Annotated in this window: 6 protein-coding genes; 5 read left to right on the forward strand and 1 reads right to left on the reverse strand. The window is 41.8% G+C overall.

Translation table 11 applies throughout. The features are described 5' to 3' along the window. Positions 1 to 479: 479 nt before the first annotated feature. Positions 480 to 2,111, forward strand: a complete 1,632-nt coding sequence (locus QUA20_RS09185) for a polysaccharide biosynthesis protein (RefSeq protein ID WP_333187931.1) — start codon at positions 480 to 482, stop codon at positions 2,109 to 2,111. A 432-nt stretch (positions 2,112 to 2,543) separates the two neighbouring features. After that, positions 2,544 to 3,749 (forward strand): glycosyltransferase family 2 protein, encoded by a 1,206-nt coding sequence (locus QUA20_RS09190; RefSeq protein WP_333187934.1) that lies wholly within the window; start codon positions 2,544 to 2,546, stop codon positions 3,747 to 3,749. A 128-nt stretch (positions 3,750 to 3,877) separates the two neighbouring features. On the opposite strand, the gene QUA20_RS09195 is transcribed toward QUA20_RS09190, so the two are convergent. Then, a complete protein-coding gene (locus QUA20_RS09195) occupies positions 3,878 to 9,790 on the reverse strand; it encodes an AAA family ATPase (protein ID WP_333187937.1) in 5,913 nt (1,970 codons plus the stop codon). Between the two features lie 150 nt (positions 9,791 to 9,940). On the opposite strand from QUA20_RS09195, the gene QUA20_RS09200 reads away from it, so the two are divergent. From QUA20_RS09200 to QUA20_RS09210, 3 genes are all read left to right on the forward strand, one after another. Continuing rightward, a complete protein-coding gene (locus QUA20_RS09200) occupies positions 9,941 to 10,081 on the forward strand; it encodes a hypothetical protein (RefSeq protein ID WP_333187939.1) in 141 nt (46 codons plus the stop codon). Between the two features lie 207 nt (positions 10,082 to 10,288). Further along, positions 10,289 to 11,032, forward strand: a complete 744-nt coding sequence (locus tag QUA20_RS09205; protein ID WP_172191757.1) for a hypothetical protein — start codon at positions 10,289 to 10,291, stop codon at positions 11,030 to 11,032. 78 nt (positions 11,033 to 11,110) lie between these two features. After that, entirely contained in the window at positions 11,111 to 11,335 is a 225-nt protein-coding gene (locus tag QUA20_RS09210; RefSeq protein ID WP_333187943.1) for a hypothetical protein, read from the forward strand. The last annotated feature ends 23 nt before the right edge of the window (positions 11,336 to 11,358 follow it).

An 11,358-nucleotide genomic window follows, 5' to 3' on the forward strand; every position in this document is an offset into this window, starting at 1 on the left:
ATTACTTAAATTTTTAATCTTATTTAGTAGCAATAAATACATTTTTATTACGTAATAAAATGCTACTATCCATGTCAAGTATATTGTTAAGTTTTTTAAACACCGACCCTACTTTACATTAACTTTAAAATTGCGTGAAAACTCGCAGGTGATTACAAAGAAATAGTAAAGATCTGTTATTAGTATTGCCAACAGTCAGCAACTTAAGTTTATAGTTGTAGAGACAAATTTTGAACACAGAAGGTTCCGACTTTGCCGATCGCAAAAGTAAGCAGGTAAAAAAAGCGCTTAATAAAACTACAAGTAGGCTTAATACAAGTAATTAGTAGCAGAGCCGATCGCCTGTCTTTCCGATTAAGTAGCTTTCAGTCTAAAAAATCCTAAATCTAGACAGGCTTTTAAAGATTCTGTCCATCAAAAATCTGTTTAACAATTTAGAATCAGCAACCGTATTCCTAGAAATTAAAGGAGACCAAAAAGTGAAGAGTGCATTTAACCCCTCAGAAGTGTTTGAAGGTGCCAGCAAAGCAGAAATCATCGATCGCATCCAGCAGCTAGTTCCCCCGGGTTCCCCGGAACCGCAAGATCCTGAAATCCTAGCGGCCTTACAAACTCTCACCGCACAGCTAATCGCAGCCTATCAAGCCGACGGACAATTAGAAAGCGAACCTTTTAGCGACGTGCGCGATCGCACAATTCACCTATACGCATCCGCAGTCAGCAGCCAAATCAAAGGAAAAAGCATCCTCATTACCGGTGGAGAAGGATGTGTCGGCAGTTTTTTAATCGCAAAACTTCTCGAACTAGGCGCAACGAAAATCATTTCCGCAGACAACGCCCGATGTCACAACCCCGAAGAAAATCTCCCGCTTTTTACCAAAGAAGGTGCAGTAACTTTCTATGCCGCAGACATTCGCAACTTCGAGGCGCTGAAACACATATTTGAGGTAGAAAAACCAGAAATTGTTTTTCACTTAGCAGCCCAACGCCAACCCGGACTAGCTGAAATCAAAATCCGAGAAACAGTTACAACCAGCCTGTTAGGATGTAAACACATCATCCAACTCTGCGAAGAATACGGCGTAGAACACTGCATATTCTCTTCTACAGGCAAAACATCTCGATATTTTACAACCGAAGTTTACGCCGCCTCGAAGAAATTTGCCGAATGGCAATTTGCCAAAGCAGCTCAAGAAGGAGATGTCACTTACGGGATGGTTCGCTTTACTCATATGTTGGAAAATAGCTTGTTTTGCGAGCAAATGTCTAACAAAGTAAAGCAAGGTAAAACTGTCAACGTTCACGCACCGCACCGCTACGTAACCGCTCAAAATCTTGTCGAAGCCGTACATTTATTGCTGAATTCGCTGGTTGTGTCCGTTCCCGGAAAACTGAAATTTGTCGCCGTGAGTAATCTCGGGTGGCCGACAGAAACCTTGGAAGTAGCTCTTTATAAAATTCTTGAATCAGGCAAAAATCTGCCGATTTATTTTCAAGGACTTTTGCCGGGATACGAAGAACCATTTTTCCTCGGACAGTTTGACTGGAAAAAACCTACAGACATTCACCTCCTAATTAATGTTTTGGAAGATCCTTTTAGAAGTGTTGATGATGCTGGTGACATGGTGAGTGTAGAATTAGCTCCTTTTTCTTTGCGCGTGTTAGATAAACAAGTGTCGAAGCTCGAAAGCTTAATCGGCGATCCAGATTTCCCGGCAGTGCAAATCAAGCACGCTCTTGTCGCAGCAGAAAAAGAAGTGATTGCTTCCTCTTTTGCGTGGAGTTCCCCCGAAGACTTGTTGAAGATTTTGCAGTGGGGAATCCATCCGAAGAAATTGCAAGGTTACGGGACGGAAATCGCTGACTACAGGGAGATTATCGAGCTTCTCCTGCAAGGAATATACGGGCGGCTTAACCAAGAAGTCTTGAACAGTGCTGGAGTTACGGCTGATGAATTTGATGACTTAGTTGAGAGTCTTTCTACGCTGGATTCTATTCAAGCAGAAGTGGGATATTTGCGATCGGTGTCGAGATATATCAGAGAATTTGCACCCCCCGCACAGTTCACCACGAAAAAATCTGAACCTTTTGCTATCCCCGATGCAGCGTAGCTTGAACATAGTTTTGAGTTTGGAGATTGCTTCCTGACTGGCCACCCACAGGGGGTGAAGGAGCTAAACATCGACCAAGTTGTTAGTTAATTACAAACAGAACACCCAGAAACCAGTTTTCTCAAAGAAACCTGGTTTCTAAGCGTGTTTAAGGTTTAGTTAAATTGATATACTTACCATTTTTAGAATCGACATGATATGATATTATTTGCGATCGCATAAGAGCAATCAAATTAATTTGTAGCGAGGACACCAGTGCTAGTAGTTTTATCAGGACTTAAGCCATCATTACCAACGTTATAAGGGTGATTTTTCGCGCGCATGATATGATGATACTTTAGATAGCTTTGTGCAATGAGTTAACAAAGATGCGGTTAGATTAAATGAACTCAATGAACGCAACAAATAAAATTAAATTAAGGTACTAGAATTGTGGAAATTAATCAGCTACTGTTTTTATTGATTGATGTTGTGCTATTGGCGATCGCCCTGATCCTTCTCATTCCCGTTGCAGTTCTATTTCTAGAATGCAGTGCAGCTTTCTTGTCCGGCCTGGGCGAGACAGCGGAAACTAAAGCGCCCCGCCCCAAAGTAGCAGTTTTAATTCCCGCTTACAACGAAGCAGCAGGAATTGCCGCCACCATCTCCACCATATTGCCGCAGCTAACACCTCAAGACAGCTTGTTAGTGATTGCTGACAACTGCACGGACGCCACGGCAGAAATCGCCCGTAACTGCGGTGCAAGTGCGATCGAGCGCCAAGACACACAGCGCAAGGGCAAAGGATACGCACTGGATTTCGGCTTGCAGTCCATCGAATCCGACCCTCCAGAAGTAGTAATCATGGTTGACGCAGACTGCATCTGTCAGCCAGACTCTATAGAAAAATTAGCCCGGGTTGCAGTTGCCGAACAAAGACCAGTCCAAGCGACTTATTTAATGGAACAGCCGCCCAATCCTACTCCGAAAGATTCAATTTCTGCTTTAGCCTTTCTCGTGAAAAACTTAGTCCGTCCCAGCGGATTAAAACAGTTAGGATTTCCATCATTGCTAACAGGAACTGGCATGGCTTTTCCCTGGTCGATAATTCGATCGGTTACTCTAGCCAGCAGCAATATTGTTGAAGATATGCAGATGAGTTTGGATTTGGCGATCGCCGGACATCCAACCGTATTCTGCCCCGAAGCCAACGTCACCGGGTGTTTGCCGCAGCAGCAGCAAGCAGCCAAAAGTCAAAGAACCAGATGGGAACACGGTCACATACAGACATTATTAACTCAAACTCCCCGGCTGGCAGCAGCTTCTTTACAGCAAAAACGGTTTGACTTATTGGCGATCGCCCTTGACTTATCCGTCCCTCCCCTTTCGCTGTTAGTCGCTATCTGGCTAGCAGCTTTTGCCACCTCGTTACTAGCAGCAACCCTCGGAACATCTCCAATTCCGGCCGTCTTGTTAGGACTACAAGGATCGCTAATTTTAATTTCAATTGTCGGCGCTTGGGCTAAATTTGGGCGTGCCTACATTTCCGGTTCTACTTTATTATCCGTACCTTTTTACATACTCTGGAAAATCCCTTTGTATCTGGGTTTTATCCTGAAGCGGCAAACCAAATGGGTGCGAACAGAACGCGATGTTTAATATTTAGATTGATAAGTTTTAACCGCAGATATCAGCCGATAAACACAGATGAACGCAGATAGAATTGTATCGGCGTTCATCGGCGTTTATCGGCGGTTAAAAAAACTTATATAAAAACTTAAAAAAGTTCACTGCTTCACCGGAATTTCGATCACAAACTCAGTCCCTTCACCGGGTGCGGAAATGCACATTAGCTTCCCGCCGTGTTTCTCTACTACAATCTGATAACTGATACTCAACCCTAAACCGGTACCTTGGCCCACAGCTTTTGTAGTAAAGAAAGGGTCAAATATTCGCGATCGTACTTCCTCCGTCATCCCCCGACCATTATCAGCAATATAAATTCTCACCAAGTTTTTGTCGCATACCTCAGTCCGAATCTCAATCTTTCGCTCAAAGATTGGAGATAAAGGATTTTCTAGTTGGGCAGTTGTCTGCGGTCGCTCAACTCCTAACTCCACGGCATCAATTGCATTGCTCAAAACATTCATAAACACCTGATTTAACCCAGAAGCATAACAATTTACCTTCGGCAGTTTACCGTACTCTTTAACTACCTCAATGCCATGTCCGAGTGCATCCTTTTTCAACCTGTGCTGCAAAATTAGCAGAGTTGAATCAATCCCGGAGTGAATATCCACTGGTTTCATCTCGGCTTCATCCAGGCGTGAGAAATTCCGCAGCGACAGCACAATATTGCGAACGCGATCGACCCCAACCTGCATCGATTGCAGAATTTTGGGCAAATCTTCTTGAATAAAACAAAGATCGATATCTTTTGTTTTAGCAACAATCTCAGGATTAGAATTCGGGTAAGACTCCTGGTAAAGCTCAATCAATCCCAGCAAATCCGAGCTATAATCGTTAGCATGGAGAACATTGCCATAAATGAAATTAATCGGATTATTAATTTCGTGAGCAACCCCCGCCACCAACTGCCCCAAAGAAGACATTTTTTCAGTTTGAATTAGTTGACTCTGGGTCGAGCGTAATTCGCACAAAGTAACTTCTAACTGTGACGCTTTTTCTCTCAATTGCGTCTCCGACTGCCGCAAAGCATCCTCCGCCAACTTGCGATCCGTAATGTCCTGGATAGTCCCAAATAACTTAATAACCTTACCAGTATCAAAAATAGCTTGCGCTTTAACAAAAATATATCTGACAGCTCCATCAGGGCGCAAAATTCTCAACTCAAACTCACAAGGATTTCCTGACTGAACAATTTCCTCTAATTGCTCTAACCAAAGCGGTAAGTCATCTGGATGAATCTGCTGTTTGTGTTCTAAAATACTCGGCTCTAGTAATCGAGGATGGCGATCGAAAATTCGGAATACTTCATCAGACCAAGTTAATTTATCCCCCTCCAGATCAAATTCCCAGTTGCCGAGGTGCGCCAGTTTTTGAGCTTCTTGCAGCTTAGCTTCTTTAGTCTTTAATTCCTGCGTGCGCTCTTCTACTCTCACCTCCAGCGTCCGCGAATAATCCTCCAACTGTTCCTTAGCCTCCGACAAATTAGCAACAAGTACCGCATTTTCTAGAGAGATAGCCGCTTGGGAAGAAAGAATTTTCAAAACCTCCAACCTACTTGGAGAAAACGCTTCCGTAGCTAAATTATTTTCCAGATAAAGGAGGCCTACGAGTTTGCTTTGATTCAGAATAGGAGTACAAAGCGCAGATTTCACTTGCTGCCTTTTAATATAGGGGTCATCTGTAAATAGACCTTCCCTAGCAGCCTGACTTAAAACTACATCAGAGTGCGTTTTTTCAACATAATTAATCACCGTTATTGGCAAAACCTCTGCAGGAGATACTCTAGGGCATTGCTCAACTGCAATATCCGAAGACTCCACGGATGCCGCTGCTTTAATCAGCAATTTTCCTTCCTTGGGCATCAGGATAAAACCTTTTTGCGCCCCAGCATTCTCGATCGCCATTTTCATTAACTTTTCTAACAACTTGTCCAACACAATTTCACTAGCTAGCGCTTGAGATGCTTTAACAACAGTTGTCAAATCCAATAAACTGCTGTGACTGCTGCTCGTGCTATAATTAGTGCTAGTAATAGTTCGATCTCCGCTGGCTTTTCCCACCGATGCAGGGGGCAAAGACATCGGATACTGAGACTCCAAATGTTTGACCTTGGCGGTTGCTCCCCAATGAATATAACCGTAGTAAGCATCTATCAGATAAATCTCAGCCACTTTTTTTCGATCGCTAGCTAGATAAAATTCTGCGGCTAGTTCGTTTGCTAGCGCTTCTTCGTGGATGTATTCATTCTCCGATGCTCCTATCACCGCTCGATCGTAATACTGAGCAGCTTTTTCATATTGTCCCAATATTCGCGCTTTTTCTGCTTCTACTAAGTCATGTTTGTGCTGATAATTGCCAGGAGAGTTCAAAGCCCAATGCTTCATTTTTTTCTGAAGTGAAGCCACTTTTTTTAAATATTTTTTCTGTTCATTTTTTGAAGCTGCAGGATACAAAGCTAAGAGCGCTAGAGAATAGTAAAAATTGTGGAGGGGAACATACATCAGGGACATCACAGCCTCAGAGTAATTTGAGGCTGCCCTGGCATTTTCAACCGATTTAGGATAATCTTTAAATACATAATGTAGCCATGATTTATACAAATAAACTACAAAAATTATCAGATTATTTTGACTCTCCTTTAAAGCGGGCAGCATAGTTTCTTCATTAAACTTTTCGCCAACTAACAAACTAGAATTGGCTGTTTTACCTTGCAAATTTAAGACTACTTGCGCCCCTACTCTGGCTTGATCGATCATAAACTCATTTTTATAATTCACCAACATTTTAATATATTGACTCTGCTTAGTCTCGACTGACTCCAGAGGTTCGCCGCTCAAAAATATATAATTGCTGTAAAAACTAGCACAATAACAAGCATTGTTGACATCTCCAGTTTCTAGTCCGCTATGAATACCCTCAAGTAAACCGATAAGACTTTCCCTGACCTGTTCAGACCAGGGACGGATAAAAATATTAAAAATTAGTGAAATTTGAGAGTTGTACAAGTTGGTGTTGAATCGTTCTAAAAGTGCCTGAGCCATTTGACCGTATCGGTATCCAGAATCCATATCGCCTAACACCCCACACTGCATCGTACCGTAGTTTGCATAGCCGAAACTAGACAGCGGCGCATTCCCGTATTTCAGAGAAAGTGTAACCATTTTAAATATGATCGGTGGGAACATATTGGGTGCTACTACAAAAGCCGCCGGAGTCATTTTTGTTAAAATCCGTATAGCCGCAATTTTATTAGCGTCAGTCATTGGTTGCAAATCAGCTAAATCCTCAATCCTTTTGTTTCCCACAGCTAATTTTGTCCGTATTAGCCCCATAATAATATTAAATTGAGTCGGTTTTTTAGAGATGTAAACTCCCAGCAATTTCAAAGCTTCTATAGCTATATCTATCGAAGCTTGAAATTGATTCTGATTAAAGTAGAAAATAACTTTTAGCTCGTAAACTTTGACTTTTTCTAGCAAATTCTTGGCAAGGAATATAATAACATCTGATAGCTGGAACGCTCGCTCAAAATCGGTATTTATATAGGACGATTCCAGCGCTTCGAGATGAAGTTCCATGATTAAATTGTAGTGAATATCCCAAGCTTGTTCTGGTAGAAGTTCTATACCTGCATTAAAATATTTGAGCGCTGCTTCATAGGCGGCAGAACTCTTAGCTTTCTTGCCAGCTATAAGATTAAAGTTAGCTAGTTCATCTCGCTTTTGTTGATTTGTGAGGAATTCCACCCCGATATTGAGTTGGTTGACAATATCAAAGATATTGTCTGCTATCTCCGATGCCGGGGTTGAGTTCAGTAGCAGAAACCCTATTTTTAAGTGGGTTTGTTTTTTCTGGGAGTCAGGGATCAGAGAATAGGTGGCTTGCTGTACGCGATCGTGGAAAAACCTGTAATAAATTGAGCGTTGCATAATTGCGGGATGATTTTGATTGTTTTGTGGGATGGGCGTCCCGCCCGTCCGGTGTGTTTTCACAATTTCCTCATCAACCAGGGGGATTTTGTAAGCATCGCTCATTGGCAGAATTAAACCAGCTTGCAGCGCATCCCATAAATCCGCCGCCGTTTCCGAGCCGGATTTTTCCCTCACAATTGCCAAATTTTCTAAACTAAAACGGTTGCCTATACAAGCAGCTAATTTTAATACTTGCTGCGTCTCGTCCGGCAGTTGTTTCAAATTCCGAGCAACTAACTCAATGACACTGTAATCGGCAATGCCAGCGGCTTCAATTTCCGTGATGTCCCACTGCCATGCACCAACTGTGAAATCAAAAATTAACAGTTGTTCTGAGTGAATAGTTGAGAGAAGTTGAGTTATAAAAAATGGATTGCCCCCAGTTTTATTAAAGATTAACTCTGTCAAAGACTTTAACTCTTCAGTTTCATTACCCAAAGTATCCCGCACTAGCTCAGTGATGCTGCTCAACTCTAAACATGGGAGGATTATGTGATGCACCTGAGCACCAGTCTGTTGAATTTTTTCGACTGTTTGAACTAACGGATGAGTCGAATTTACTTCGTTATCTCGATAGGCTCCTATTAGTAAAAAATATCGGCTATCCTGGTCAGTAACTAATTCCTGAATCAATTTTAAGGAAGCTAAATCGGCCCACTGCAAATCATCCAAAAATAGAACTAATGGGTGTTCTGCTTGGGCAAAGACATTCAGGAATTCTTTGAAGAATCGATTAAAGCGATTTTGAGATTCTGTAGGCCCTAATTGTGGAACAGCAGGCTGCGAACCAATTATTAGTTCAAAAGAAGGGACAACATCAATAATAATTTCACCGTTTATACCCAGCCTTGACAAAAGCTTTTCTTTCCAAATTGACAACTCTTCTGAGCTTTTTGTTAATAACTGCTGTATCAATGACTCAAACGCTTGAGTTATTGCAGCATAAGGAATATCCCGCTTAAACTGGTCAAATTTGCCACCAATAAAATAACCCCGCTGGCGTACAATTGGTTTGTGAATTTCACTGACCACTGAGGTTTTACCGATGCCTGAGTAACCGCTTACCAACACCATCTCAGTTTTTCCCAAGCTGACTCGATCGAAAGATGCCATCAAATCAGCAACTTCTTGTGTGCGGCCGTAGAGTTTTTGGGGAATCAAAAATTGACCATATTTGTCAAGTATCCCCGGCATAAAATTTTCTATTTGGCCAGTATTTTGTAGCTGGGTTAAACAATTTTCCAGGTCTGCTTTTGCTCCAAAGGCACTTTGATATCGGTCTTCGGCATTTTTAGCTAATAGTTTCATGACAATGGATGAAACCATCTGCGGGACTTCACTGTTTAGTTGACGGGGAGGAACTGGCGTCACTGCAATGTGACTGTGAATTAATTCTAAGGGGTCGGTTGAATTAAAGGGCAACACTCCTGTGAGCATTTCATAAAACGTGATGCCTAGAGAGTACAAGTCAGTTCGGTAATCGAGGTCGCGGTTCATCCGACCAGTTTGCTCTGGGGATATATAAGCTAGAGTGCCTTCTAACACAGTACCATTGCTATTTTGATGCACCTCTCTAGATAGGCGCGTTGCCATGCTAAAGTCTGTGATTTTTACTTGTTTAAAATCTGAGGTAATGATAATATTTGAGGGTTTTATGTCTTTATGAATAATCTGATTTTGATGCACTTCTCCGAGAGTTTTAGTCACTTGAATAGCCAGCGGCAAAAATTTATGAATTTTAATACTTTTACCCGCTTGATGGTCTTTGAGAGATTGACCGCCGCAATCTTCTAAGATCAGAGCGAAACTGTTTTTATATTTTTCTAAGCTATAGGGTTTGACAATCCCTTCGAGTTTGAGATTTGAGCTAATTTTGTATTCATGTCTCAAACGGGTAATTTCTTCTATTGTGGGATATTCGGTATTGAGTGTTTTAATGATGACTGACGCTCGATCTGACTCTCTGACTGCGCGATAAATGATGGACTTTACACCAACTTGAACAACTTCTGTGATTTTGTAACCGGGAAGTGCATTCATGGCTTTTATTCTCTGACGAAGTGTTGGGTTAACCTCGCCCTTGATGTCGATCGGGGCGCGGGCGGACGGTACTTAAATATTTTTAGGAGTTTATTAACTTTAGATACATTAAAAATTAAGTAATTACTCTGTATTTTTCAAGGTAAGTCGATGCCTAAAGGTGTAGAGGGTGTGAACTGGCTGACAACAGCACATCTGGTAGGAGATCCCACTGAGATGTGCGGTATGAAACTTTACGCAGTTGAGCATCACAATATTGTAACAAGTCGGTTCTGCCGATCGCGCATCTGACCGACAAATCCCGATCGATTCAAGGTTTAGCTCGATGTTTGAGCCTTGTCACCAAGAACGAATGGGACGCTCTGGGCTTGAAAACGGAGGTTTACGCGATCGAGAACAAAATGATACATGATCTAAAACACTAGATGTATGTGATTTATATCACATACATCTAGTGATTAAGTCACTACCGTATTGATGAGAATCAAGTGGCTCACGATGAAAGAAGTATTAACTTTAATTGAAAAGAAGAAGCAAGAATTTGCTAAATCTGGGCTATTTGAGTTTATGCGGGACAAAAGTATAAACCCAAGACAGCGCCTAGCTTTCGCTCCCTGCGTTGCTCCTTTCGTTATGAGCTTTGGTGAATTTAACAAGTATGTCTTCCGAGAAGAACCAACCAACGATCCACTTCAGGCAATAGTCAACAATCATACTTATGAAGACGATCATCACTGGTTGTGGTTTTTGGAAGATTTGGAAACACTGGGTATTAACAATACCGTGAAGTTCAGCGATACTTTGAATTTTCTCTGGAATGAAGAAACAAAAGGTTCGCGGTGGGTAACACATCAAATTTTTCGATACGCTTTTGGAGCTAGTCCGATCGCGAAGCTAGCAATCTTGGAAGTGATAGAAGCAACTGGTAATGTCTTCTTTTCAACTGCCGCACCAATTGCCCAAGAACTGCGAACAATTACCCAAAAGGAGTTGCTTTATTTTGGCTATTTTCACTTAGCAGTGGAAACAGGTCATACTACAGGGACGCCGGAAGCGGGTCAATTGATTAGCGACATACAACTGACAGAAGAGACTCGTCAAGAGGCTTTTAAAATAGTTGAGAAGTTGTTTGAAGTTTTCACAGAACTGACGGCTGAGCTTCTGGTTTATGCAAAAACGCATAGTTTTGAGCAACCTTTTGCCAAAACCAGCGATATTTTGCAACCTTTAAAAGCTGGGTAGCTTACCAGATGTAAAAGTTTTAACTCTTAGAACTAGGCAATCTTCTTCAGACAAAACTTACTTACAAGGAGACTCATCATGTCAGAAGTTAACAGCAATTCTTCAACTGCAATCACTGAGCTAGCACCGACTATGACCCACACTTGGACAGAGAATCTGGATATTGCTCACACTTGGACAGAGAATCTGGATATTGCTCACACTTGGACAGAGAATTTGGATATTGCTCACACTTGGACAGAGAATTTGGATATTTCCCACAGTTCTCACATACCTGAAGATGAGAAACTGGCAGTCGGATAAAACCTGTTGCAAAACAACTTCAG

The organism is Microcoleus sp. Pol7_A1, from assembly GCF_036701085.1.
Classification (GTDB): Bacteria; Cyanobacteriota; Cyanobacteriia; order Cyanobacteriales; family Microcoleaceae; genus Microcoleus; species Microcoleus asticus.

What these genes read in the sequence shown, in the direction of transcription:
- QUA20_RS09195 (WP_333187937.1), bottom strand. Translation starts at nt 9,790, where the DNA reads ATGAATGCACTTCCCGGTTACAAAATCACAGAAGTTGTTCAAGTTGGT.
- QUA20_RS09200 (WP_333187939.1), top strand. Translation starts at nt 9,941, where the DNA reads ATGCCTAAAGGTGTAGAGGGTGTGAACTGGCTGACAACAGCACATCTG.
- QUA20_RS09205 (WP_172191757.1), top strand. Translation starts at nt 10,289, where the DNA reads ATGAAAGAAGTATTAACTTTAATTGAAAAGAAGAAGCAAGAATTTGCT.
- QUA20_RS09210 (WP_333187943.1), top strand. Translation starts at nt 11,111, where the DNA reads ATGTCAGAAGTTAACAGCAATTCTTCAACTGCAATCACTGAGCTAGCA.